The 24,598-nt window shown below is 63.6% G+C and carries 18 protein-coding genes; 5 read left to right on the forward strand and 13 right to left on the reverse strand.

Annotation, left to right across the window (positions count from 1 at the left end; all coding sequences use genetic code 11):
- Nucleotides 1–158 precede the first annotated feature (158 nt).
- Nucleotides 159–7,616 carry a non-ribosomal peptide synthetase gene (locus P0D84_RS15355; RefSeq protein WP_408337689.1) on the reverse strand — a complete coding sequence of 2,486 codons (7,458 nt, stop codon included), beginning with the start codon at nucleotides 7,614–7,616 and terminating at the stop codon, nucleotides 159–161.
- A 534-nt stretch (nucleotides 7,617–8,150) separates the two neighbouring features.
- Between P0D84_RS15355 and P0D84_RS15360 the strand changes: the two genes are divergently transcribed.
- From P0D84_RS15360 to P0D84_RS15370, 3 genes are all read left to right on the forward strand, one after another.
- Nucleotides 8,151–8,573: an energy transducer TonB family protein gene (locus P0D84_RS15360; RefSeq protein ID WP_408339842.1), complete on the forward strand. Its 423-nt coding sequence runs from the start codon at nucleotides 8,151–8,153 to the stop codon at nucleotides 8,571–8,573.
- 267 nt (nucleotides 8,574–8,840) lie between these two features.
- Entirely contained in the window at nucleotides 8,841–10,148 is a 1,308-nt protein-coding gene (locus P0D84_RS15365; RefSeq protein ID WP_179736840.1) for an MFS transporter, read from the forward strand.
- 203 nt (nucleotides 10,149–10,351) lie between these two features.
- Complete coding sequence (locus P0D84_RS15370) at nucleotides 10,352–10,531, forward strand: hypothetical protein (RefSeq protein WP_028196775.1); 180 nt, start codon at nucleotides 10,352–10,354, stop codon at nucleotides 10,529–10,531.
- 41 nt (nucleotides 10,532–10,572) lie between these two features.
- On the opposite strand, the gene P0D84_RS15375 is transcribed toward P0D84_RS15370, so the two are convergent.
- Both P0D84_RS15375 and waaC read right to left on the reverse strand, forming a co-directional pair.
- Entirely contained in the window at nucleotides 10,573–10,710 is a 138-nt protein-coding gene (locus P0D84_RS15375) for a hypothetical protein (RefSeq protein WP_408337692.1), read from the reverse strand.
- 737 nt (nucleotides 10,711–11,447) lie between these two features.
- Nucleotides 11,448–12,452 carry a lipopolysaccharide heptosyltransferase I gene (waaC, locus tag P0D84_RS15380; RefSeq protein ID WP_408337694.1) on the reverse strand — a complete coding sequence of 335 codons (1,005 nt, stop codon included), beginning with the start codon at nucleotides 12,450–12,452 and terminating at the stop codon, nucleotides 11,448–11,450.
- A 209-nt stretch (nucleotides 12,453–12,661) separates the two neighbouring features.
- Here waaC and P0D84_RS15385 point away from each other — a divergent pair, with 209 nt between their 5' ends.
- Nucleotides 12,662–14,071, forward strand: a complete 1,410-nt coding sequence (locus P0D84_RS15385; protein WP_408337696.1) for a chloride channel protein — start codon at nucleotides 12,662–12,664, stop codon at nucleotides 14,069–14,071.
- Nucleotides 14,072–14,253: 182 nt separating this feature from the next.
- On the opposite strand, the gene minE is transcribed toward P0D84_RS15385, so the two are convergent.
- The 5 genes from minE to map form a co-directional block, all read right to left on the reverse strand.
- The gene (minE, locus tag P0D84_RS15390) at nucleotides 14,254–14,517 is read right to left on the reverse strand and encodes a cell division topological specificity factor MinE (RefSeq protein WP_408337698.1); all 264 of its coding nucleotides are present in this window, start codon (nucleotides 14,515–14,517) and stop codon (nucleotides 14,254–14,256) included.
- A gap of 14 nt (nucleotides 14,518–14,531) precedes the next feature.
- Nucleotides 14,532–15,347: a septum site-determining protein MinD gene (gene minD, locus P0D84_RS15395; protein ID WP_063495093.1), complete on the reverse strand. Its 816-nt coding sequence runs from the start codon at nucleotides 15,345–15,347 to the stop codon at nucleotides 14,532–14,534.
- Between the two features lie 104 nt (nucleotides 15,348–15,451).
- On the reverse strand, nucleotides 15,452–16,315 hold the full coding sequence (minC, locus tag P0D84_RS15400) for a septum site-determining protein MinC (protein WP_408337700.1): 864 nt from the start codon (nucleotides 16,313–16,315) through the stop codon (nucleotides 15,452–15,454).
- Nucleotides 16,316–16,547: 232 nt separating this feature from the next.
- Nucleotides 16,548–17,081: a GNAT family N-acetyltransferase gene (locus tag P0D84_RS15405; protein WP_408337702.1), complete on the reverse strand. Its 534-nt coding sequence runs from the start codon at nucleotides 17,079–17,081 to the stop codon at nucleotides 16,548–16,550.
- 186 nt (nucleotides 17,082–17,267) lie between these two features.
- A complete protein-coding gene (gene map / locus P0D84_RS15410; RefSeq protein ID WP_408337705.1) occupies nucleotides 17,268–18,053 on the reverse strand; it encodes a type I methionyl aminopeptidase in 786 nt (261 codons plus the stop codon).
- A gap of 389 nt (nucleotides 18,054–18,442) precedes the next feature.
- On the opposite strand from map, the gene P0D84_RS15415 reads away from it, so the two are divergent.
- Entirely contained in the window at nucleotides 18,443–19,420 is a 978-nt protein-coding gene (locus tag P0D84_RS15415; protein ID WP_408337707.1) for a ferritin-like domain-containing protein, read from the forward strand.
- A gap of 139 nt (nucleotides 19,421–19,559) precedes the next feature.
- Here P0D84_RS15415 and P0D84_RS15420 read toward each other — a convergent pair whose 3' ends face one another.
- The 5 genes from P0D84_RS15420 to P0D84_RS15440 form a co-directional block, all read right to left on the reverse strand.
- Nucleotides 19,560–20,072: a chalcone isomerase family protein gene (locus tag P0D84_RS15420; RefSeq protein ID WP_408337709.1), complete on the reverse strand. Its 513-nt coding sequence runs from the start codon at nucleotides 20,070–20,072 to the stop codon at nucleotides 19,560–19,562.
- A 1-nt stretch (nucleotide 20,073) separates the two neighbouring features.
- Nucleotides 20,074–21,285, reverse strand: coding sequence for a class I SAM-dependent methyltransferase (locus P0D84_RS15425; RefSeq protein ID WP_408337711.1), 1,212 nt, complete (start codon nucleotides 21,283–21,285; stop codon nucleotides 20,074–20,076).
- A gap of 12 nt (nucleotides 21,286–21,297) precedes the next feature.
- On the reverse strand, nucleotides 21,298–22,155 hold the full coding sequence (locus tag P0D84_RS15430) for a DUF1365 domain-containing protein (RefSeq protein ID WP_408337713.1): 858 nt from the start codon (nucleotides 22,153–22,155) through the stop codon (nucleotides 21,298–21,300).
- Entirely contained in the window at nucleotides 22,152–23,453 is a 1,302-nt protein-coding gene (locus tag P0D84_RS15435; protein ID WP_408337715.1) for an NAD(P)/FAD-dependent oxidoreductase, read from the reverse strand. Before P0D84_RS15435 ends, P0D84_RS15430 begins: the two co-directional genes overlap by 4 nt.
- 163 nt (nucleotides 23,454–23,616) lie before the next feature.
- On the reverse strand, nucleotides 23,617–24,390 hold the full coding sequence (locus P0D84_RS15440; RefSeq protein WP_408337717.1) for a hypothetical protein: 774 nt from the start codon (nucleotides 24,388–24,390) through the stop codon (nucleotides 23,617–23,619).
- Nucleotides 24,391–24,598: the final 208 nt, after the last annotated feature.

The following is a 24,598-nucleotide window of genomic DNA, read 5'->3' on the forward strand; positions in this document are numbered from 1 at the left end:
ACCGATGCCTCTCGAAAGAGGCCAGCGAAGTGTAGGCGTGTTTTGGCCGAAGAGAAAACAGCTCATATTTCAGCCTATTACAAAGCACGCATGGGTTCGGTGTGCAAGCTGAAACGGGCGGATGCACCGCCCGTCGCTTGCGCGCCCTTCACGGCGCTTCAGGGCACTGCCGTCTCCAGCAATGAGTGAAGAAAACCCGCCTCGCGCAGATACCCCACATAGAGCCTGATCAGCGCGCCGTAGTCGACCGTCAGATCCACACCGTGCCGCGCCAACTCCGTCAGCGTGCCGATCTGTTCAACCGGCAAGGGCGCAGCGGACAGATCGCCGGTATAAAAGTCGCGAATCAGCGCCAGCCCATTCGACGCGTCGAGATCCGCCAGCCGCCGTTGCCAGTCGGCCGCCGCCTGCGGCTCGGCGCGCAAACCACAAGCGGCCAGCGCCGCGAACCACTGCCGCTGGCTGAGCGCGAGCGGATTGTTCAGGTTCGCCACCCGTAAGCCGGCATGCGGATGCAGTGCCATCGCTGTCACCGCGCCGGCAAGCAGATCGACCGGCATCATTTCCACTTCTTGCGCCGTCCGTGGATAGGCGCCCAACTGCAAGCACCCCTTGTTGAACAGCCAGAAATGGTTGTGCGCGAAGTTGCTGAAGCCGGTACGGCTATCGCCGGTGATATTGCCCGGCCGCGCGATCACCGCCGGCAAACCGAAGCGACGCGCGCACTCCGCAACCCGCTGCTCACCTACCCACTTCGTCAGCAGATAGCCGTTGTCCAGCAGTGGACGGGCGTCATTGACCTGCTCGTCGATGTGCCGGGCACCCGCCAGCATCTCGCCGACCGACAGCGTCGAGACGAAGCAGAACGGCTTTCGCCGCTGCGTCAGCGCGAGCCGCAGCAAAGCCTCGGTGCCGCCGACATTCGCCCCCTTCATCTCTTCATAGCTATGCAGGTGATGAACGAACGCGCCGCAATGCAGGATCGCGTCGACCTCGCCGGCGAGTTGCCGCCAGCGCGGCGTGTCGAGTCCAAGCTGCGGCGCGGCAAGGTCGGCAGGGATGACTTCGACGCGGCTGAAGTCGGTCGCCAGACCCGCCTCGCGCGCCTTGTCCTGCAACACGGCGCGCCCTGCCGCGGCGTCCGGACAGCGTTGCAGGCAGAGCACCTTGTCGAGCCGCCCGCACAACCCGTGCAGCAGGTAAATGCCGAGGAAGCCGCTCGCGCCGGTCAGCAGCATCGTGCGAATCGGCGTTACTTCGACGCCGTCAGAAACAACGGGCGCGGCATGCTCGACAACGAACGGCTGCGCTGCGTCGGCAATCGCGCGTTCGATCATGTCCTCATGACCGCCGTTCGCGAGCGTGGCGATGGTCGGCGAGCGGTAAAACGCAGCCATCGGAAACTCGATAGCGAGCGCATCGCGCAATTGCCCCTGCATCCGCACCGCCAGAATGGAGTTGCCGCCGAGCCGGAAGAAACTGTCGTCGCGGCCGATACCGGTGATACGCAGCAGCGTCTGCCAGATTTTAGCGATGCCTTGCTCGACGCCTTCGCGCGGCGGTGTACCGCTTATGCGTGATGGCGCAGGCAAGGCCTTGCGATCGTGTTTGCCGTTCGGCGATGCCGGTAGCGCGTCCAGCCGGATAAAACACGCCGGCACCATGTAGTCGGGGAGCACCTCGCCCACATGACGACGCAACGTGTCCTCATCGGGCGCAGTGCCTTCTTCACCCGGCGCGGCAACGTAATACGCGGCCAGATAGCGCGCCTCGCCCTCGCCCCACACCGCGCAAGCAGCATGCGCGACACCCGGCGCGGCCGCGATGCAATTCTCGATTTCGCCGAGCTCGATGCGAAAACCGCGCAGCTTGATCTGCGCGTCGTTGCGGCCGAAATATTCGATCGTACCGTCAGCAAGAAAGCGGCCGAGGTCCCCGGTGCGATACATCAGGGCGTACGGCGCGTCGCGAAACGGATCGACCACGAAACGCTCCATCGTCATGGCCGACTGATTGATGTAGCCCCGCGCCAGATTCTCGCCGCCGATATAGATTTCGCCGACCGTCCCCGGTGGCGCCAATTGCCGCTGCGCATTGAGCAGATAGAGCCGGTAACCCGGCAGCGGCTTGCCGATGATGCGGCTCGGGCCGCCCGGCAGCACTTGCCCGCACGAGGCCATCACCGTGATTTCGGTGGGGCCGTACAGGCTGAAGAGGCGCGTGTGTTCGCTCCACCAGGCGGCGCTCGGCTCGTCAAGCGTATCGCCGCCGAAGCCGAGCAACTGCAAGTCGGGCAGCGGCTCGCGCGGCAAGCTCTGCACCACCACCGGCGCAAGCGACGCATGCGTGACACGCTCCGCCTTCAGCAAGCTGTGCAGCCGCCGCGGATCGCGGCGCGCCTCCTCCGGCAGCACGATCAGGGTGCCGCCGTGCAGCAGCGCGAGAAACAGATCGAGCACGCTGGCGTCGAAGTTGGTGGACGCCGCAAGCGTGCTGATGCTGCCCGGCGCATAGTTAAGCGCGCGGCTTGCGCCAGCCACCATTCGGACGACGCTATGGTGTTCGACCAGCACGCCCTTCGGCTTACCGGTCGAGCCCGAGGTGTGGATCACATAGGCGAGCGCCTCCGGGCCGACGGTGCACGGCCGGCGCGGCTGCATCGCCTGCTTCTGCGCGTCCGCCCGCGGGTCCGTGTTCGCCTGAACGTCCGCGCCCGCTTGCGTATCCCTCTCCTCCTGGGTCAAGGCTTTTGGCTGCCCCTTCGCCACCTGCGCCGGGTCGAGCATGCGCAATTCGCCGAGACCGGCGGCCCCCAGCGCGCGGCGGCTCGTTTCATCGGCGAGCACCGTATCGACCGAACAATTCTCGACGAAATAGCGTAAGCGCTCGGCGGGATACGCGGGATCGAGCGGCACATACGCGCACCCCGCCTTGAGCACGCCCAGCACGCTCGCCACTAGCAAGACGCTCTTCTGCATGCTCAAACCGATGCGCGCGCCGCCCGGCATGCAGGCAGTCAGGCCGTTGGCGATGGCATCGCTAAGCGCGTCGAGTTCGCCATAACTGAGCTGCTCTGCGCCGCAGCGCACCGCAACGCGCGCTGCGTTCGCTGCGATCACCTCGGCGAAACGCTCGGGAATCGACTGGGGTGCGTCTGGCAGCGGCTCGCCGCAAGCGAAGCCCAAACACTGTGCGTGTTGCCCGTCGCTCAAATAGTTGAGCTCGCCGACCAGCGCGTCCGGCTGCTGACCCGCGGCGTCGCACAGCGTCATGAACACCTCGGCCATTTGCTCGACCGAGGCCGCATGCAGCACCGAGCTGTCGTATTCGAAGCGCCCGTCCAGTCCGCCGTCCGGCCGCGGATAGAAGACCGCCGACAGATCCGCCTTCGACGTCAGCGAAGGGTATTCCTCGGCGTGATAAGACGCCTCGCCGACGCGGCCATTCAGTTCGATACCGTTCTGCAAACTGAAAATCGTGTTCAGCGCGCCGAGCTGGGCGTTATCGGTGTCGTAAGGCGTGGCGAGCAGATGATCGCGGTCGTCGAGCATCTGACGCTGCACAGCTCGCGCCAGTTCGCCGAAACCCTGCCGCGTGTCGATGTGCTGCACCAGCACCGCCATCGAGACGAACATACCGTAGATGCCCTCGCTGCCCGGCACGTCGCGGCCCGCATACGGATAAGCGCAAGCCAGTTGCTGCTGACCGCTCACGCGCCACAGCCAGACGAGGTACAACGCGAACACCACGGGCGGCAACGTCATATCGTGCGCCTCGGCTATCAGCCTCAAGCGCCGCATCTGGTCGGGCCGCACATGCAGCTTCAACGCGCGGTTCGCGTTGGGCTCGCGTTGCAGCGCGTCGAACGGCAGTTCGGTACGCAAGGCGACAGCGTCGAGTTTGCGCTTCCAGTAGTCACGTGCGGCGGCAAAGCGTGGCGATGCCGCGAGTTGCGGCGCCCAATGGCCGTAGTCGAACCACGAGAGCGGTTGCCCTGAAACCGGCTTGCCTTCGTAGCGCGACGTCAGTTCATCCAGCAGCAGCTTGAACGACCAGCCGTCGAAAATCGCGTGATGAATGGCGAGCAGCAAGCTGGTGCGGTTCTCTAGCGGGCACATCAGCAGTTGTGCCCGCCACGGCGGCGCGCAGTCAAGCGGTAAGCTCAGCGCGCGCATGGCATCGATACGGGCATCGATCGCAGAGGCAGCGCAGCTTTCCAGCGGAATTAGCCCATGCGGCGATACCGCTGCAGTGCCGGGCAGCATCCACAATTGTCCGTCGCGCTCGGCGAAGTTCATGTTGAAGATCGGGTTGTGCGTCAGCACGGCGACGAATGCCTGGTGCAACCGCAGCGGATTCGCCGCGCCGCCGAAGTCCACCCGCATCACGATGTTGTAGGCGTTATCGTCCGGCTTGCTGAGCGTGCGGGTGTGCATCATCCGCACGAGCCGGCTTGTCACCGGCACGGGCATGGGTTCGCCTGGCTGCGCGACGAGCGGCGGCAGCAAGGCGCCTTGTTCGACACCTTGGCGCGCCCGCGCGCAGAACGCATCGAACTGGGGATGCTCGAACAGCGTCTTCAGTTTGACCGGCGCGTGCAAGCTCAAACTGACGCGATTGCACACGAGCGTGGCGAGTAACGAGTGGCCACCCAACTGGAAGAAATGGCTGTGCTCGCCGACGCTTTCGAGCGGCACACCCAGGACCTCCGACCAGATGCCTTGCACTGCCTGTTCGAAGGCATCGAACGCGCGGTTCGCGGCGTCGGCCGGACCGGCTTGCGGCGCCGGCAATCTGGCGCGGTCGATCTTGCCGTTCAGCGTCAGGGGCAGCGCCTCGATCGGCAGCAGGAATGCCGGCACCATGTAATGCGCGAGACGTTGCGCAAGGCGATGCCGCAGCACGGCCGGCTCCAGCGCTGCCCCGACATACCAGGCCACCAGCGCCGTGCCACCTTGCCGCTCGCACGTGCCAACATACGCGCTGCGCACCTCCGGCTGCTCGACGATGCTGGCCTCGATCTCGCCGAGTTCGATCCGATAGCCACGAATCTTCACCTGAAAATCGCTACGACCGAGAAACTCGATCGCGCCGTCCGGCTGGAAGCGGCCGAGGTCGCCGGAACGGTAAAGACGGCCCGGGCCGAATGGATTGCCGCGGAACTTCTGTCCGGTCAACTCGGGCCGCAGCAGATAGCCGCGCGACACCGCTGCCCCGCCGATGCAGATCTCGCCGATAGCGCCGAGCGGCACCGCTTCGCCTTCCTCATCGAGCAAGTGGATCTGATAGCCGGGGAGCGGGTGGCCGAGTTGATTGGCCGGTTTGTCGCCGTCAAAGGTGTTGTCGGTCGCCATCACGGTGGCTTCCGTCGGCCCGTAGATGTTCGACAGGCGTAGTACGCCGGACCAGAAACGGATCGTCTCGTCGTCGCTCGCTTCGCCGCCGCACAAGATCGTGTCCAGGTGCGGCAGCGCGCGGCGCGGCAGCAGCTTGAGAATCGCCGGCGGCAGGAATGCATGCGTGATGCGCTCGGCGTCGAGGAAGCCGGACAGCGCTTCGGCATCGGTGCGCACCGCTTCGGGTGCGACGATCAGGTGGCCGCCATGCGTCAGCGGATTAAAAATCTCCAGCACGCTGGCGTCGAAATTGACGGATGCGAACTGCAGCCAGCGGGTGCTTTCATCACGCCGGTAACGGCCCGTCAGCGAGGCGATGAAATGCGCCAGCATGCCGCGCTCGATGACAACGCCTTTGGGTTTGCCCGTCGTTCCGGAGGTGTAGATCACGTAGGCGGCGCGTTGCGGATCGGCCGGCGCAGATCGTGCGAGTCGTGAAGCGAATCGTGAAGCGTCTGCCTCGGCCACCGGGGCGTCCAACAGATCGTCGAGCCGATACAGTGCGCAATCGACCAGCCCGCTCAGGCGCGCGTGCGTCGCCGCATCGACAATCACCGCTTGCAGTTGCGCATCCTCGACGATGTAGCGCAAACGCTCATCGGGCATCTGCGGATCGAGCGGTAGATAGCCCGCGCCGCTGGCAAGCACGCCGAGCATTGCCGGCACGATACGCGCGCCGCGCGAGACGCAAATGCCGACCAGCGTGTCCCGCCCATCCGGCGCGGCTGGAGCGGGTGCGGCTGGATCGGGCGCCGCTGGAACGCGCATGGCGAGTGCCGCGCCCACGCGCTGAGCGGCCAGCGCCAGTTGCGCGTAAGTGAAGACGGCGTCCGGGCCGCTGAGCGCCGGACGCCCTGCATGTTCCAACGCTGCCTGAGCGAACAGATCGAGCACGTCGCGCGCGGGCGCCGCGAGCGGGCCGCCATCGGACCATTGCGCGCAACGTTGCCGCAAAGCCGGTGTATAGAGATCGATCGCATCGAGCTTCTGCTCGAGACGCTCGCCGACGCGCGCCAGCAACGCCGTCAAATGCTCGAAGGCGAGGCGCAAGCCGTCGAGCTCCTGCGGATGCCGGCTATGCACATGCAACGCGATCCGTGCGCGCACATCGAGATAGACGCCAATCTCCTCATGTGCGAAACGGCGCGAATACGGTGCCAGCAAGACCACAGGCAGCGCGTCGAGCGTAAGCGCGTCATAGGGCAAGCTGTCGGTCTCGCACACCACATTGGTCGCACGCACGAAACCCGGCTCGCGCCGCTCGATATCGTGCAGCACTTCGAAGGCCGGCAGCTCGGCATGAAAATCCGCCATCTCCGCGCGCGCCGCCGCGTGCCGCAGAAACTGCCGCAGCGTCATCGTGTCGTCGAGGTCGGTTTTCAGCAAGCGCCGCCGTTCGTCGAAACCAATCGTCTCGTCGCGCGGACCGCGGCCGCGCTGGTGATGCGCGGTGAGCACCGCGCGGCTGCCGGTCATGCGGTGCAGCAGCACGTGAACGCACAACTTGATCAGTACATCCGGCGCGATGCCGAGTGCTTTTGCCTGGCTGCGCAATGCAGCGCCGGTTTGCGCATCGAGGCGCACGGTGAAGCTGCTGTCGGCACGCGCGTTCTGCCGGCGCGGCGGATGCCATTCGAACGAGGCATCGCCCACCTGGCCGATCCAGAAATCGAGGTCGGTCTGCCAACGGTCGCTCGCAAGCAGTTCGCGCTCGGCGTCGAGCAGGCCTTGCTGATCGATGTCGAGCGGCGCGCCAGGCGCCTCGCCGCAATAGAACCACGAAAGCGCGTTGAACAACGGCTTCAGCGAAAAGCGGTCGAGCAAGGCGGCATCACAGGCGAACACGAGATAACTTCGCTCACCGTCGCGCAGCAGCGTAAACGCCCACGGCAGTCCGGCATCCATGCGAAAGGCCCGCGCGCATAAGCCGTCGATCAGCGACAGCGCGGCGGCTTCGTCGCGCGCATCGCGACTGTCGAGATCGATGACGTTCAGTTCCGCGCACACCTCGCGGCGAATGGCCCAGCGCAGGCCCTGCTCGGTTTCGACGAGGCGGTAGGCGAGAGGCCGGCAATACACGACAAGTTGCGCCACGGCGGCGGTCAGACGTGCGACGTCGGGACGGCCGTCGATCCGGTAGACGGCGCAGAGATTGGGACCGGCGGCGTGCGCCAGCGTGCGGGATTGCGTGCGCGTCAACGCAAATGAAGAGTGTTCCAAACGATACCTCGTTGTCGGGATGGACAGGTCCGATCGGCTCGCGTAGCGCCGGCCGCGCGCGGCTCATGACCGCGCTGCGGCGCTTCGCCCGATGGTCCGGTCAAACACGCTATTGACGTGAGGATCGAGTCACCATAGGAAAACTCTTAGAACTCCTGTTATGTGCGGACTAGCGTGAGGACATTTGTTTAAACCCGGCTTATGTCAGGTGGATCGCATCAGACTGAAGCCGCTCATGCATGCGGCAGAAAGGCAATGGAAAGATCGCTGGGCATGGCGTGCGAGCGAACTGGGCCACGTGGCCTGGGATTGCCATACAGGGTGAACGACAATTGAAACCTGGCGCTTTTTGACTACCATCGAGTTAGACCCGTCCCGGTGCTTTCCACGACGATGCTCATCCGCACGCACCACCTTCGCCGCTTGATCGGACGCTTCGCCTCACGCGTGAGCGCGTCTCTATCGCATGCGCAAAACGCGGCGTCGGCATTGACAGCGGCGTTGACGGCCGCTTCGATTCTGACGCTCGCTGCCATGGCAAGCTGCACCATCACGCCGCCGCAACGCCCGCTGATCGTCACGCCGGCGGCGGCCGTCAACAGTGCGACGCTCGATCAGTACCGCAGCGCGGTCGCCAAACGCATCATCGAACGCAACCCTTCCTATGTATTGCGCGGCACGCCGCAAGCGATGCTGCGCTCACTGGTGGTGGTGTCGTTCACGGTGGATCGCGAGGGCCGGGTGCTGGAGTCGTCGGTCTATCGCACCAATGGCGACGACGAAGCCGAAAGCACCGCGCTTGCCACCTTGCGACGCGCTTCGCCATTGCCGCAGCCGCCCGGCAAATTGTTGAACGGCCGTGGCCAGGTCGAATTATTCGAAGACTGGCTGTTCAACGACAACGGCAAATTCCAGTTGCGCGAGTTCGCCTCGCCGCAAGCACAAACCATCGACTGAACGCGACGCCGAAGCGGTTTCCGAACGCTTCTAAACGCAGCGGAAGCGGCGGCATCGCGGCTTCAATGCAGCGCTAAAATCTCGTGCGACCGCTGACGTCTGCCGGCTGCCGTTGTAAGCTGTCGCTTCGTCGCCCGCGCCGAGCATGGCTTTCACCACCCGCGAGACGCGCCGAAGCGCACGAATCTAAACAATGACGCCGCCTGACCATGCGCCGCCCGCATACAATCACGGCGCCCAACGGCATCACGACATAGGAGACCCTGCATGTCCACTTCGCCGATTTCCGCGGCCCAGCCCAATGCGGCCGGGCAGAACAGCAGCGCGCGGATCATCTTCGCGAGCTTTATCGGCACCGCGATCGAGTTCTACGATTTCTACGTCTATGCGACCGCCGCGGCGCTCGTCATCGGACCGGTGTTTTTCCCGCACGGCTCGGCGACCGCCCAGGCTTTATCGGCTTTCGTCACGTTCGGCATCGCGTTCGTCGCGCGGCCGATCGGCTCGTTCCTGTTCGGTCACTTCGGCGACCGGATCGGCCGTAAGTCGACGCTGGTCGCTTCGCTGCTGGTGATGGGTGTGTCGACCACGTTGATCGGTTTCGTGCCCGGCTACGACTCGATCGGCAGCCTTGCGCCGATCCTGTTGTGCGTGCTGCGCTTCGGTCAGGGTATTGGCCTCGGCGGCGAATGGGGCGGCGCGGCGCTGCTCGCCACCGAGAACGCGCCGGCCGGAAAACGCGGCTGGTTCGGGATGTTCCCGCAACTGGGGCCGTCGATCGGGTTTCTCGCCTCCAACGGTCTGTTCTTCGCTTTGGCGCTGTCTTTGAGCGACGAACAATTCCGCAGCTGGGGCTGGCGCGTGCCGTTCCTCGTCAGCGCGGTGCTGGTCGCGCTCGGCTTGTATGTGCGCCTGAAAATCGCCGAGACGCCGGCCTTCCAGGCAGCGATCGAACGCAAGGAGCGTGTGAAGGTGCCGATCGCCACGCTGCTCTCGCAGCATTGGCTGCCGACCCTCCTCGGCGCGCTGGCAATGGTGGTCTGCTACACGCTGTTCTATAACGCCACGACGTTTTCGCTGTCGTACGGCGTGTCGGTGCTGCATATTCCGCGGCCCACTTTCCTCGGCATGCTGTGCATCGCGGTCGTGTTCATGGCGCTCGCCACGCCGCTGTCGGCCTGGGCGAGCGACCGTTATGGGCGCAAGCCGGTGCTGATCGTCGGCATCATCGCGGCGATCCTGTCGGGCTTCACGATGGCGCCGTTGCTCGGCAGCGGACAGACGCCACAGGTGCTGCTGTTCCTCGTGATCGAACTGTTCCTGATGGGGGTGACCTTCGCCCCGATGGGTGCGCTGCTGCCGGAACTCTTTCCGACCAACGTGCGCTATACCGGTGCAGGCGTGTCGTACAACCTCGGCGGGATTCTCGGTGCGTCTGTCGCGCCGTATATCGCGCAGGTGCTGGCCGCGCACGGCGGGTTGCCGTGGGTGGGCGCGTATGTGTCGATCGCTGCGGCCGTCAGCATGATCGGCGTGCTGTGCATGCGCGAAACGCGCGATGCGCGCTTGATGTAAAGGGGCGCGCTGCGTTGATGGTCTGATTGCTTCTTTACCCCGATGCCGCCAGGCGCGCCTTGACGCGCGCTGCGGCCGCATCGGCGGTCGTCCCGCCTTTCTCCCCCGTTTTGCACACTGTGCTGGTAAATCCCTGCCTTGCGCGTCTTTTTGACTTGCCTATACTCGAATCCAATAACCCTATGGCGAGCAGGGAGGCTTTGATGAACATTCATCTCCACAACGCGGACATCGTGATGATCATCGCACTGGCGTTGCTGTGTTCGCTGCTGCTGGCCTTGCGTTTTCGTCCCGCGACGTGGAAGGGCATTGTCGTGGAAGCGCTGGCCGCGAACGCGGCTGCGATCACCGCGGTGATCGCTTTCGAAATGCTGCTCGCCTGAGCGTTCGGAAGCGGCGGCGCCCGGATGGGCGCCGCAAGCCATTAGCGGTAGTAGTAGCCACCGTGATGGTAATAACCACCGCCGCCGTAGTAATAGCCAGGCGCCGGTGCAACGATGCAACCTCCAAGCGCCGTTGCGAGCAGCGTGCCTGCGACGAGAGTCAGGATTAAGCGTTTCATATTGTTCTCCTTCGAGTCAGATTCATTCGAGCCGAAACCCCGAATGACTCGATTGAACACGACCCCGCCTCGCGCGAACGTTGCTATTTGTAAGGGAAGATCACCGATGTGTTACACGTCGCGCAGTCCGAAACCGGCTTCGCGCGACGAGGGTGACAAGAGATTCACTTCAGACGAAAACACCGCCTATACTGCTTTGAACATGTGCGCGCCGCACAAGCCCTGCCCGTGGCGGATGCGCGGACAAACGCGATGACTGTGAGCGACTGTGAGTATTGCGTTCGCGTTTCCTGCGCGATAAATGAGCCGGCAACCACGCAAAAGAGATCTCGTGTAGCCAAGTAGGCACTCAACGAAAAGCGACAGATTTAACAGGCGTGTAATGCGCGACGCTTATCTGAACGCAGAGAACGCGCATGCATGCGATGAGCGACAAGCTGCGGGACGCCGATGAGCGGCACACGAATCCGCCGGCACGCGCGCGGCATGCGTTGATGCAGAGACCATTGAACTCGACCGCCGGCCGGCGGTCTCTTTAGAACCAGGCGCGTCACTCGATGTGGCCGCTCGGCGCTTGAGTCAGTTTGTTCATTGCAGCGATTCCTCTCCGCCCGTAGTTCCCCGACACGGGCGTTTTTCGAGGCGTTCCGTGGCAGCGCTTGTTTGATTGGGCGACTGCGCGTCACGCCTCTTTTCTTTTCGCCAAACGGTTGCGCGAAAGCGCAACGAAGCTGCGCTCAGGCGGCGGCCGATCCGTGTTGCGTGGCGTCGATGCGTGGCTCCGTATTCACGTAGGCGATTGCCTCGAGTGCCTCGGCGATCGACGGTACCGAATGACCGTCGCCGATCGAAATGGAGCGGAACGGCGCCTCGATGCCGCAATGCGACGGCGAAGTGGCCACGAAAATCATGACCGTGCGCTTCTGCAATGCATGCGCCAGATGAACGAAGCCGGTATCGGTGCCGACTACTAGCGCGCACGCGTCGATCATCTGCGCGATTTCGGTCACGCTCAGCCTGGGCAGCACGGTCGCGCCCGGCACCTCAGACGCAATCTGCTCCGCCTCGGCTCGCTCGCCTTCCGAGCCCCACGGCAACACCACGCGAAAACCGCGCTGCGCCAACTCGCGACCGACCGTGATCCAATGGGGCACCGGCCACTTCTTGTCGTCTTTGGAGGTGGCGTGAAACAGCGCCGCGACCGGCGCGCTGTCTGCAGCGAACGGAGCAGCAGCTGGGTCGGGCAGGCGCAGATTGTAGACAGCTGGGCCTTCGACCTCATAACCCAGCGCCTCGCCGGCACTGATGCGCATGCCATGCCATGCATTGCACTGCGGACGCGGCCCGAAACGCCCGGTGTAGGCAAATGCGGCGCCCCGCTCTCCCAGATCCTGGGACTGATAGCCAATACGCTTTGACGACCGCGCCAGAAACGCAATGATCGCGCTCTTGTAGACGCCGTGAATGTCGATGATGAAGTCGTAGCGATAGGCGCGCAATTCGGCGATCGACGCCGCAATCGCCTTGAAATCGCCCCAATGCCGCGCTTTCTTGAAGCGGCGCAGCGGCGCGGACAGCACGCGGTCCACGCTCTCGCTCCAATGCACCACTTCGGCGAATGCTTCGTCGGCTGCCCAGTCCACTTCCACGCCGGGAAACGCGCGTTTGATGTCGGCGACGACCGGCAGCGCCTGCACGATATCGCCGAGTGAAGTGACCTTGACGATAAGGACACGCTTCATTGAGGACCTATTAGTTGTTCGAACGTCAAACCATTTTAGCCGACGATTGAAAGAATCTTTGCCCAAGGCGGCAAAGCGCGAATGCGGCCATCAATACAGAGCGTTACATCGCACACTTACGACAGCCCTTTTACAGCATTTCAAAATACTTTCATACCGTTGAACCGATCCAGCGCGCTTTATACTTCACCCTTTGCGTCAGCATGCTCATGTCCTCCGGATCTCCCCTTCTCTCTTCCAGCATCGTGCGTCGCGCGAGACGCCTGTGGCGGCAATACGGCGTCTTCTGGCTCGGCGCGATCGCAGTCGGCCTGGTGGCGGTGCTGTATGCGAGGCTGATCGACTGGGGTTACGGCGAATTCCGCACGATGCAGCAACAGCACGTGTGGGCACCGCTGATCGTCACGCCCGCGGTCGCTGCGCTCGCCGTCTGGCTCACCCGCACCTTCTTCCGCGGCGCCGAAGGCAGCGGCATTCCGCAAGTCATCGCCACCCTGCACGCCAAGCCCGGCGAATACGGCGCGCGGCTGCTGTCGTTCCGGATTCTGTTCGGCAAGATCGCGGTGTCGTTTCTGGCGATTCTCGGCGGCTTCACGATCGGCCGCGAAGGACCGACCGTGCAGGTCGGCGCGGCGCTGATGTTCAATCTGCGGCGGCTGTATCCGCGTTCGAACGCGCAGATCGAACGGCAACTGGTGCTCGCGGGCGCGGCAGCGGGTTTGTCCGCGGCGTTCAATACGCCGTTGGCGGGAATCGTGTTCGCGATCGAGGAACTCACGCGCAGCTTCGAGGCTCGCGCAAGCGGTGTGCTGATTACGGCGATCATCATCGCCGGTGTGATCGCGCTCGCGTTGAACGGCAACTACACCTATTTCGGCACCATTCAGATCGGCGCGCATTTCCCGGATCTGCTGGCGGTGGCCGTCGTGCTCACGGCAATCGTCACCGGTATTGCGGGCGGCGTGTTCGGCTGGCTGCTGCTGAACACCGCGCGCTGGATTCCGGCGCCGCTGCGTCAGTTGCACGGCGAGCGGCCGGTCGCGTTCGCCGCGCTGTGCGGTTTCGTGATCGCGGTGGTCGGCCTCATCTCCGGCGGCACGACTTTCGGCAGCGGCTATGCGGAAGCGCGCGGACTGCTCGATGGGCACGAGCACCTCTCCGTGTTCTATCCGTTTCTGAAGATGATCTCAATGGTCGGCTCGTATCTGCCGGGCATTCCGGGCGGCATCTTTGCGCCGTCGCTGTCGATCGGCGCGGGCTTCGGCAATCTGCTGCACATGGTGTTCAGTTCGATGCAGTTGCCCATGCTGATCGCCCTCGCGATGGTCGGCTATCTGGCCGCCGTCACGCAGTCGCCGATTACGTCGTTCGTGATCGTGATGGAGATGATCGACGGCCACGCGCTGGTGATTTCGCTGATGGCCACCGCGTTGATTGCGAGCCGTGTGGCGCGTTTCTTCGCGCCGCCGTTGTATGAGTCGCTGGCGCAGCGCTATATGGCGCCGCTGCCGCAACCGGCGCCCGCGCCGGAAGTCCCCGAAGTCGAAGCGGCCGAACCAGCGGTGGTCGACGAGATCAACGGTGATGCTTCCACTGACGAAGGCGCCCCGCGCCAATAGACGACGTTAGTAGACGATAGCCGCCGGCGCGCTGCAGAGAGAAAGGCACAACAAGACAGACAGCGCGTGGAACTCGCGTCCGCGCGTCAAATTGAACAGCAGAAAGAACCCGTGGAGAACGGCGCTGACGCGCTCTACCTCGTCACATCACATCGACGAAACGAAGCAGAACGCGCAGCACGTCATGCAGAACCAGCCTGCGGTATTTCGATTTTGACCTCGAGCACTTCGAGGTCATCCTGACGCTCGAGACTCACGCGAATGTCATCGTCGGAAATTTTCACGTACTTCGAAATCACGGCCACCAGTTCGCGTTGTAACGCAGGCAGGTAATCGGCTGGCGCATGGCCGCCGGCGCGCTCGTGCGCGATGATCAACTGCAAGCGTTCCTTCGCTACCGCAGCGGACTTTTTCTTCTCGCCCAGCAAAAACGAAAGAATCGACATTACGTGCGCTCCCCTTACTTGGTGCCGAAGAGGCGCTGCAACAGGCCTGGCTTCTGGTAATCGGTAAAGCGAAGCGATTTCTGCTCGCCGAGGAACCGCGACACGACATCCTTATAAGCTTCGGCGACATCCGTACCGTCCAGGTGCACCGCCGGCAGACCCTGGTTCGACGCATGCAGCACCGCTTCCGATTCCGGAATCACGCCGATCAGATCGATGCGCAAAATTTCCTGGATGTCGGTGAGCGACAGCATTTCGCCTTCGCTCACGCGCTTCGGGTTGTAGCGGGTGATCAGCAGGTGTTCCTTGATCGGCTCCTTGCTTTCGATTGCACGCTTGGTCTTCGACGACAGGATGCCGAGAATGCGGTCCGAGTCGCGCACCGACGAGACTTCCGGGTTCGTCACGATCAGCGCTTCATCGGCGAAGTGCATGGCGAGCAGCGCGCCCGATTCGATACCCGCCGGCGAATCGCAAACGATGAATTCGAAGTCCATCGCGATCAGGTCGTTGATGACCTTCTCGACGCCTTCCATGGTCAGTGCGTCTTTGTCACGCGTCTGCGACGCCGGCAAGATGAACAGGTTCTCGCACTTCTTGTCCTTGATCAGCGCCTGGTTCAGATTGGCTTCGCCCTGAATCACGTTGATCAGGTCATACACCACACGGCGCTCGCAGCCCATGATGAGGTCGAGGTTACGCAGGCCGACGTCGAAGTCGATCACGGCGGTCTTGCTGCCCCGCAATGCGAGGGCCGATGCAAAACTCGCGCTCGTGGTCGTCTTGCCCACACCACCCTTGCCCGAAGTCACCACAATGATTTTTGCCATTACCCTTACCTTGTGTTCGTCAAATTCGTCAATTATGTGCGGCCATCTTTGCCGTGGAACGCCGCTTGCCGTGTACGTTCAGGGCAGCGCGCGCGTCACGTCGATTACGTGAGCCGCAGCGGTTCAATCATCAACTTTTCTTCTTCGAGCCAGATCTGCACCGGCTTGCCGAGCACGTCGGCCGGCAGCGGGGTCTCAGTCGTACGGTAGATGCCCGCGATCGAGATCAGTTCCGGTTCGAGACACGTGCAAAAAATGCGCGCGTCGTGATTGCCCTGCACGCCGGCCAACGCCCGGCCGCGCAGCGGCGCGTAAATGTGGATGTTGCCTTCCGCGATCACTTCCGCGCCGTAGCTCACGAGACCGAGCACGACCAGATCGCCCTTTGCGTAGATGCGCTGGCCCGAGCGCAACGGCTTGTCGACCACCATGGTTTGCGACGACGTGGCGAGGCGCACGGGCTCGGCGGCAGGCGCCGGGTCGACCGCGGCCGCGCTGGCCGGTGTGCCGTTTCCAGGGGGACCGCCGGCGGCAGTGACGGCAGCGGCTGCGAACAGATCGGCCGGCGGCGTGGCCGTCGCGGCGGTGGCTGCCGGTGCCGACGCAGCCGCATGGGCGCCCTCTTCGTCGGCGGACTTGGCGGTGGCGCCGCGGCGATCGCGCGCTTCGAGCAGCGGCAGTGCGGATTCGGCCGCCCACGTCTGCTGCGCGTTGGCGACAATGCCGACCGGGCGCATGCGCACGCTGTCGAGCAGTTGCGCGATGTCGGCGAGCGGCACGCGTTCGTTCTCGGCGAGACGGCGCACGTCGATCGCGACGACGTCGTTAGCGAAAAATTCGGGGGTCGCCTCGAAGCGCCGGGTCAGTTCGGCACGCATCGCGTTGAGGTCGGTTGTCTTGACCACAAACAGAAGTGTGTCGACAGAGCCGCTGCGGAGTTCGAAAAAGGGCGATTTCTTGGGCGACATAGCGTTCGGCAAAAAATTTTGCGTATTTTACAGGCGTCCAGGCGGGCGGCGAGCTTTTTTGCCGAGAGAACGCGCCACCACGGCCTGAATATCCATGACGTGGCCACGCCTCGGCCATTCAGGCCGCGCTCAGGCCGGTCACTTGACCGGTGATTCGGCCGGTCATTGGGCCATGAGCGCTGTAGCGACGCGGATGGGATGTGAGCGGCAGGCTGACGCGCCGCTCGCGGGATCACTGCTGAAATACCTGTGACGTGGTCGGCACGTGGCGCACCAGCAGGCTTTCGGCCTGCTCGGGTGCGCGCGCGACGCGCCGATGCTCGCCGGTCGGACCGAAGCCGAGCGCCTCGTAAAAGCGCATCGCATTGCGATTGGCGTCGGCCAACCACGCGTAGATTTCGACGGCGCCTTCGCCGGCGAGCCAGGCGCTGGCGGTGTCGACCAGCAATTCGCCGCCGCGCAGATGACGCACGGCCGGCGCCACCCACAACTCGCAGACGAACGCGCGGCGCGCCGCGGTGTCGTCGAAATACGCTTCGATCAGTCCTGCCGGATGGCCCTCGGTATAAAGGATAAAAGTGGTGGCGATAAACGAAACAGCGTGTTCGGCGGCGGTGGCGTCGAACGTGGCGGCATCCGCGGACAACGCATCCTCTAGCGTTTCGCCGAAGGCATAGGGCGCCTCCCGCAGCGACGCAGTACGGAGTTCGCGAAAAACGGCGCCCTGATCAGCGGCGATGCGGCGAACGGTCAATGACGGACTCATGCAGACGGAAACCCCTTGAAATCCTAAGGCGTAGCTTTAACCGAACCGGCGCGCGAGTCAAATCCTTATTTGCTGGATCGGACCGTAGCGCAGGCCCGAGGACCCGGAGCCGCGCACCCATGGCGCGGCATTTCGCGCGCCCACCGCCTTGCAAAGCCGGTTCGTGAGGCGCGCTGGCCACTGTGTTCAAGGCGCTTCGTAATCGCCGGTGCCGTCCGGCCATGGCGTGAGCAGCTCGTAGCCCTCCTCGGTCACGGCAATCATATGCTCCCATTGCGCCGACAGCGAGCGGTCTTTGGTGACCACCGTCCAGCCGTCACGTTGCACTGCGGTGTTGGCGCGGCCCGCGTTGATCATCGGCTCGATCGTGAAGACCATGCCCGGCTTCAGGCGCACGCCCTGCCCCGGCTGACCGTAGTGCAAGACTTGCGGGTCTTCGTGGTAGACACGGCCGATGCCGTGCCCGCAGTACTCGCGCACGATCGAGAAGCCGTCGCGCTGCGCGACTTTCTGGATCGCGTAGCCGACGTCGCCCAGCGTGGCGCCCGGCCTGACCTCGCGGATGCCCGCCAGCATCGCTTCATAGGTCGTGTCGATCAGTTGGCGTGCGACCGTGCTCGGCTGACCGACGCAATACATGCGGCTGGTGTCGCCAAAATAGCCGTCTTTGATGATCGCGACGTCGATATTGATGATGTCGCCGTCTTTCAGGATTTCGCCGCGGTTGGGAATGCCGTGGCATACGACCTGGTTGACGGACGTGCAGACGGTTTTCGGAAATCCCAGATAGCCAACGTTTGCGGGAATCGACTTTTGCGTGTTGACGATGTAATCGTTGCACAGGGCGTCGAGCTCGTCGGTGGAGACGCCGGCCTTGACGTGCTCGCCGATCATCGCCAGGACGTCGGCCGCGAGGCGGCCGGAAATGCGCAGCTTGGCGATGTCGTCGGGAGTCTTGTAGGTAATGGCCATGAATTCGGTCGAGGTAAATCAATGTTGACGATCGGCCAATTGTACAGAGGATCGCCGGACGGGCTGCGCGAGCCGGGCTGGAACCGTTCGATGGATGCTGCGCGCGCGGCACCGAGCCGCGTTCGGCGTCGTGCAGCCATGGTCCGTTCAATCACATGCTGCGAGCGCACACAGAAATCTTTTGGGAGGTTTGCATCCGGCAGCGCACGCGCTCCGTAAAGACGATTGAGGACTCACTTCTTCTGCCTGCATCGTCTAGCTCTTCTCAGATGAACGGGGCCTCTTTGCGTCCGCGATTTGCGTTTGTGCATCGTGTGAGTATCCGTTGTCCACGCACATACACTCGCGCGTCCGCGGTATTGGCAGCGAACCATCTGAGGAGCATCGCCATGTCGGAGTCCAGCAATAAATCAGCAGAGCTTATCGACGTACTTGACCGTCGCGTTGAACGGCGCCTGCAGCGTAGGCAGTTTTTCCGCAACGCTGGTGGTTTGGGTCTAGGGTTGGTCGGCGGTACGCTGATCAGTGCGTGCGGTGGAGGTTCCGGCTCGATCGTATCAGCCGCTAGCGCGCCGACCGATGCGGAGATTCTGAACTTCGCGCTGAATCTGGAATACCTCGAATCGCAGTTCTATACGTATGCGACGACCGGATCGGGGCTGCCCGCGAGCATGACCGCCGGCGTCGGCACGATGGGCATGGTGATCCCGGGGCAGCAGGTGCCGTTCCAGGATCCCGTAGTGCAGGCTTACGCGAACGAGATCGCCAACGACGAACGCGAACACGTCAACTTTCTACGCACGGCCTTGGGTAGCGCAGCCGTGGCGATGCCGTCGATCGACATCGGCGGCACCAATCCGACCGGGGCCTTCTCGAACGCGGCGCGGGCGGCGGGACTTGTCGGCGCGGGTGTCGCCTTCAATCCGTATGCGAACGACAACAACTTCCTGCTCGGCGCATTCATCTTCGAAGACGTCGGCGTGACGGCCTATAAGGGCGCTTCGCCTCTCATCACGAACAAGACCTTCCTCGAAGCGGCTGCCGGCATTCTCGCGGCCGAGGCGTATCACGCGGGTCTGGTACGCACGGTGCTGTTTGCAAAAGGCGTCGACACGGCAAGTATCTACACGGCGGCCAACGCGATCTCCGCCGCGCGCGACAGCCTCGACAACAATGGCCACGACGATCAGGGCATCACCGGCGCGACGGCCGGTTCGTCGAACATCGTGCCGCTCGACAGCAACGGACTCGCTTTCAGCCGCGGCTATGGCAACGTGCTCAACATCGTGTATCTGACGAGTTCCATGGCGACCAAGGGTGGCTTCTTCCCGAACGGTGTGAATGGCACGCTCAACATGAGCGCCTGAAACACGCGAAGCTGGGGCTCGTGACCGGCAGCAATCTCGCCGAGTTATGCCGCTCGGCGCTGCCGCGCAGCTATGTGCTCGCGATGTGGTCGCAGACGGTCTGGCAACCGCAAGTTCTCCATGCGCATCGCGCGCGCCCTCACTGCGTCATACCAAGCAAATGCCTGCGCAAAGTCGGCGCGCGCGTCGACGGATCGAGCCAGATGCCGAAAAATGCCCGTGCAAATGCAAGATCGTCGAACTCGCCGGTCATGCGGTCACCGGCATAGAAACGCACGCCCTTATCCGGCAGATACACCGCGCTTAACTGATCTCCCGGCTCCACATCGACGAACGCCTGCATCATATCCGCGCGCCAGCGTGCCAACGTATCCGCCGGAATCGACACGCTCGCAAGACGCTTGATTTCATTCATACCCGCGTCGACGAATCGTTCGCGCTTGATGCCCCGCACGTAAACGATGTGCAGCGCAAAGCGTTCCTCATAGTCGACGGGCACGCGTTCGCTCCACATCTGCGCGCGATAGAGCCTGAAGCCGAACAGGCTGAAATCGCCCTCGCCCACGAGTTTCGCGGACTGCACATCGCCGCGCCAATCCGCGCAGGCGGCCGTTGCCCACAACACCAGCACGATAGCCGCGAGCGCGCGCATGTCAGTCCGCCGAGGCGAGCACGAACTGCATCACGTCCGTGCGCCCTTCGTCGAAACCGGCCTCACAGTACGCCAGATACAGCCGCCACGTCCGCACGAAAATCTCATCGAAGCCTTGCGCGCGGATCGTCTCGAGCTGAGCTTCGAACGCACTGCGCCAGCGGCGCAGCGTCTCGGCGTAATCGCGTCCGAATGTCAACGACGTGCGCGCCGCGAGCTTGCCGCGCCGAGCCGCTTCGACGAACCGCCGCGGACTCGGCAACATGCCGCCCGGAAAAATGAACTCGCGGATGAAGTCACTAGTGGCACGATAGGCGGCGAAGTGCGAGTCGTCGATCGTGATGGTTTGCACGAGCGCGCGTGCGCCCGGCCGCAAACGTTCGCGCAGAATGCGGAAGTACGTCGGCCAGAATTTTTCGCCGACGGCTTCGAACATTTCGATCGACACAATGCCGTCGTACTGGCCGGTCAGCGTACGGTAGTCGCGCAATTCGAGGTGCACGCGCTCACTCAAGTCCGCTTCGCTCACACGCTTCCGGGCGAATTCGAGCTGCGCCGGCGAGATCGTTACGCCGTGCACGTGAATGCCCTGGCGTGCCGCATACATCGCAAAACCGCCCCACCCGCAGCCGATTTCCAGAATGCGCATGCCTTCGCGCAACCCGAGCGTATCGATGATGTGTTGATACTTCGCATGCTGCGCGTCTTCGACCGATTGATGGAAATTGCCGTCGAACAGCGCGCTTGAATACGTGAACGTCGAGTCCAGCCACTGCTCGTAGAACGCGTTGCCGATGTCGTAGTGCGCGTGAATATTGCGCCGGCTGCCCGAGCGGGTATTGGGCCTCAGTTTATGACGCAGCCCGTACCAGAGTTGCGCGAGCCAGCCGCCGTAGACGGTGCGTTGCAGCGCGCGTTCATTGCGGATGGCAACGCGCAACAAGGCGGCCAGATCAGGCGTATCGACCCAGAACGAGCGCCAGGCGTCGGCGAAACCGATGTCGCCTTTGCGCAGAATCGCCCCGCAGGCACGCCAGTCGCGCAACTCCAGACGCGCGCCCGGCGCCGCGTGCGGATCGCCGAACACGCGCTGCTGAGCGTCGGGCGTGATCAGCACCAGATGTCCCACCTGAATCCGTTCGAGCAGAGAGAGAAACAGACGGCCTGACGCGGGGACGGTTCGGTGCCCGCTCACGGTTCTCGAAAGCGCCATGGCTGAATCTCCTCAATCGGACGAAACGGGGCGTGCAGCGGCGGACGCTTGACCAGTTGCGGCGTAATCGGTGGATGCGTCAGTGGATGCATCGGCGGTGCGGCCCGGCGCAGGATGCTTGCCGTAGAACGGCGCTCTTTTGACCGCGAGGCGCAACGCTTGCCAATGAATTCTTGCGACGACGCCGACAGTCAGGAGCGGCTGACGGATCAGCGCGGCGAGTGCTGCCGAACGTGTTAAAGGCTTTAGACGGCCGCCGAGTGCTGTGCGAATCAGAAGCCCGTCGGCGTCACGGTAGTCGATCGAGACGAACGCACTGTTCGGCGTCTCTCTGACGCGAAATTCGTAACTCCCCTCGACGCGGCAAAACGGCGACACGTGCAGCACTTTGCGGCATTTGAGTGTGGTATCAGCCGTGATCGGCGCGTTGCCCGCGGCGCTCAGCAGATAGCTGTGGCGAGCGCCGAAAGTGTTGCGCACCTCCGCCAGAAGTGCACGCAAATGACCGTCGCGGTCGTGGCAAAACCAGAAGCTGACCGGATTGAACGCATAGCCGAATACGCGTGGGAATGCTTGCAGCCAGATCCGGCCGTCCGCCTCTTCGATACCCGCAGCGGATAGTTGCGCGCGCATCCATGTGGCAAGATCGCTGCCGTCACGCGGACCGTGATCGCGCCGGCGTAGGCTCAGCAAACGCCAACGGTCGATGCCGAACCATTCACGATCGAGCGACGCCAAACGATCCAGGTCGCAGCGCACGTAAAACACGGGATACGTAAAGCGATGATGCTTCGGCCGCAGACGCTCGTGCATCACGTTGCCCGTCAAAAGCCAGGCGGCCGGATCGACGTCGGCGCGCGGGGGATTCATAGCTTGGCCCATACCGGCAAAGCGCTGAAAGCGGCGGCCACGCGTAACGCCGATTTCAGTCCGTCTTCGTGAAAACCATAGCCCGTCCACGCGCCCGCGAACCAGGTGCGGCGCTTGCCTTGCAGCGACGGCAAGCGGTGCTGCGCATCGATGGCGGCCAGATCGAACAGCGGATGGTCATAGACGAAGCGGCGCATTTCGGTCCCCGGCGCGGGCTGCGTCACCGGATTGAGCGTGACGACGAGCGGCGTTTTGAATGGCAGCGGCTGGAGTTGGTTGACCAGATAGCTGACACATACCGGATGCGTGCCGTCGACGCCGCGGCTCCCGAGATAATTCCACGCCGACCATACGCGCTGACGACGCGGCAACAGATTCGTATCCGTATGCAGCACGGCGACGTTCGGCTGGTAGCGCACCGCGCCGAGCACGCTGCGCTCGTCCGGGTCGGCGTCTTCGAGCAGCCGCAGCGTGGTCGGCGCGTGGGTGGCGAGCACGAGCGCGTCGAAACGCTCCGCGCCTTTGTCCGTGAAGACGTCGACGCCGTCGGCAGCGCGCCGCACGCCTCTGACCGCGGTGGCGATGCGGACGTCGTCGAGCGTGCCGACGATACGGCGCACATACTCGCGCCCTCCTCCGACCACCGTCTTCCACCGCGGACGGCGGTTCACCTGAAGCAGCGCGTGGTTCAGGCAAAAGCGCAGGAAGGTGGTGGCCGGAAAGGCGAGGATGTCGGCGGTCGCGCTCGACCAGATCGCGGCGGCCATCGGCAACAGATAGTGGCGCTGGAACGCGCCGCCGTAAGCGCCGGCCATCAGCAGTTCGCCCATCGACGCGCGCGTTTGCGTCGCGATCTCCAGGTTCCTCTGCGCGCTGCTGTTGAAACGCAGGATGTCGCGCAGCATGCCGATGAAGGTCGGCGAGAACATATTGCGGCGCTGCGCGAATACCGTGTTCAGGCTGGTGCCGGCCCATTCCAGGCGGCCTTCATCGAGCGAGACTGAAAAGGTCATGTCGCTCGGGTGCGACTCGACGCCCAGTTCGGCGAACAGCGCGACCAGGTTCGGATAGGTACGGTCGTTGAAGACGAGAAAACCGGTGTCGACGGCATGCGTGTGGCCTTCGAGCGCGACGTCCACGGTGTTGGTGTGGCCGCCCGCGTAGCCGGCCGATTCGAACAGGGTGACCTGATGGTTGCGCGCCAGCAGATAGGCGCTGGCTAAACCCGAAATGCCGGCGCCGATGACGGCGACCCGTGCGCCGCGTTGTAGTGGAGAGGTCGGTGCGGGCTGGCTCATGGGCGCGTCTCCCGGTCGGGGGGACGCGCGGTTGGTTAGCGGGGTGTAGCGGGGGTTGTGCGTCCTTGAGGGGATTTACGCAGCGGGGACTGAAACGGATGCAGAGATGGCGGATTTTGCGGGCGTGAAGAAGTTACCGGGTTGCCTGGGTGGTCTCACTGCGTCACATCATTCCGCCTATGCCGCCCGGACTTCCAGTGCCGCCCGTCCCGCCAGAGCCCGTACCCGCACCCGCACCCGCACCCGGCGATACAGTAATCGGATGCGCCGCTCCCATCGTTGTCATAAGCGCGACGGCGGTGGCGTCAGGCTCGCCGTTGGCGTCGATTGCACCGCGAGCGAAGAGCGCTTCGAGATCACTGTCCACGCCTGGCTGACCCACGGAAAATGAGGTGGTCAGAAAGTTGGGAGTAGACAGCGACACACCATAGGTCTGTTGAATATTCTGCACCACGGCGGCCTGCGCGGTCAGCAGGTCGTTCTGATTCGCCAGCGTCTGCTGAAACAGCGTGCTCGCCGGGAAACCGGCGATAAGCCCAGTTTCGTTCATACCGAGCTGCGCCGCCACATACGACAACAACAGGTCAGTTTCCGGTGTGACGTTGTACGTGCCGCCGGCGAACGCAACCGAGTGCAGCACCGTCCCGCTCGATGTCGCGGTAATCATGCACGGCATGACCGCGTGGAGCGTCGCCCGGTAATTTCCGTTTACATCTGCGCCGACCGATATCGAGCCCTGTGCGCAATTGATATTGATCGTCGCGTTCGCGAGCGCCTTGCCGGTTGCTGCCGTACCGGCGAGCGCGACCGTGGACATGCTGCTGGCGCCGGAGCCGCCTCCGCCTCCGCCTCCGCCACAAGCCGCGAACAACGCAGCGGATGCAGTCAGCAGCAGTCCGCTGGCGGATCGAATGACATGCGGTTGTTGAATGCTCATGGAAAGCCTGCCACGGGTTCGGACACGTCGTTTAAACGGTTTGCCGGGGCGGTCTATTCCATTCGTGCGCAAAGATCATTGCTGCGCAGGCGCTAACGGATTGCCGGACATCCGACCCGTGATCACGGATGGCTATCCGGCAGGTTGCGGCGCTCACATTTTTCCGCGACCTCGACATGGCCCAGCACGATCAAGCCACGCTGAACAG

Origin of the sequence: Paraburkholderia sp. RL17-337-BIB-A, from assembly GCF_046025895.1 — a bacterium.
Classification (GTDB): domain Bacteria; phylum Pseudomonadota; class Gammaproteobacteria; order Burkholderiales; family Burkholderiaceae; genus Paraburkholderia; species Paraburkholderia fungorum_C.

Bases quoted from the DNA above. Each gene is read 5' to 3' on its own strand.
- P0D84_RS15375 (WP_408337692.1), bottom strand. From the start codon at position 10,710: ATGAAACGCTTAATCCTGACTCTCGTCGCAGGCACGCTGCTCGCAACG.
- P0D84_RS15370 (WP_028196775.1), top strand. From the start codon at position 10,352: ATGAACATTCATCTCCACAACGCGGACATCGTGATGATCATCGCACTG.
- minC (WP_408337700.1), bottom strand. From the start codon at position 16,315: ATGTCGCCCAAGAAATCGCCCTTTTTCGAACTCCGCAGCGGCTCTGTC.
- P0D84_RS15435 (WP_408337715.1), bottom strand. From the start codon at position 23,453: ATGAGCCAGCCCGCACCGACCTCTCCACTACAACGCGGCGCACGGGTC.
- P0D84_RS15425 (WP_408337711.1), bottom strand. From the start codon at position 21,285: ATGGCGCTTTCGAGAACCGTGAGCGGGCACCGAACCGTCCCCGCGTCA.
- P0D84_RS15415 (WP_408337707.1), top strand. From the start codon at position 18,443: ATGTCGGAGTCCAGCAATAAATCAGCAGAGCTTATCGACGTACTTGAC.
- P0D84_RS15405 (WP_408337702.1), bottom strand. From the start codon at position 17,081: ATGAGTCCGTCATTGACCGTTCGCCGCATCGCCGCTGATCAGGGCGCC.
- minE (WP_408337698.1), bottom strand. From the start codon at position 14,517: ATGTCGATTCTTTCGTTTTTGCTGGGCGAGAAGAAAAAGTCCGCTGCG.
- map (WP_408337705.1), bottom strand. From the start codon at position 18,053: ATGGCCATTACCTACAAGACTCCCGACGACATCGCCAAGCTGCGCATT.
- P0D84_RS15420 (WP_408337709.1), bottom strand. From the start codon at position 20,072: ATGCGCGCGCTCGCGGCTATCGTGCTGGTGTTGTGGGCAACGGCCGCC.
- P0D84_RS15440 (WP_408337717.1), bottom strand. From the start codon at position 24,390: ATGAGCATTCAACAACCGCATGTCATTCGATCCGCCAGCGGACTGCTG.
- P0D84_RS15430 (WP_408337713.1), bottom strand. From the start codon at position 22,155: ATGAATCCCCCGCGCGCCGACGTCGATCCGGCCGCCTGGCTTTTGACG.
- minD (WP_063495093.1), bottom strand. From the start codon at position 15,347: ATGGCAAAAATCATTGTGGTGACTTCGGGCAAGGGTGGTGTGGGCAAG.
- waaC (WP_408337694.1), bottom strand. From the start codon at position 12,452: ATGAAGCGTGTCCTTATCGTCAAGGTCACTTCACTCGGCGATATCGTG.
- P0D84_RS15365 (WP_179736840.1), top strand. From the start codon at position 8,841: ATGTCCACTTCGCCGATTTCCGCGGCCCAGCCCAATGCGGCCGGGCAG.
- P0D84_RS15360 (WP_408339842.1), top strand. From the start codon at position 8,151: ATGGCAAGCTGCACCATCACGCCGCCGCAACGCCCGCTGATCGTCACG.
- P0D84_RS15385 (WP_408337696.1), top strand. From the start codon at position 12,662: ATGTCCTCCGGATCTCCCCTTCTCTCTTCCAGCATCGTGCGTCGCGCG.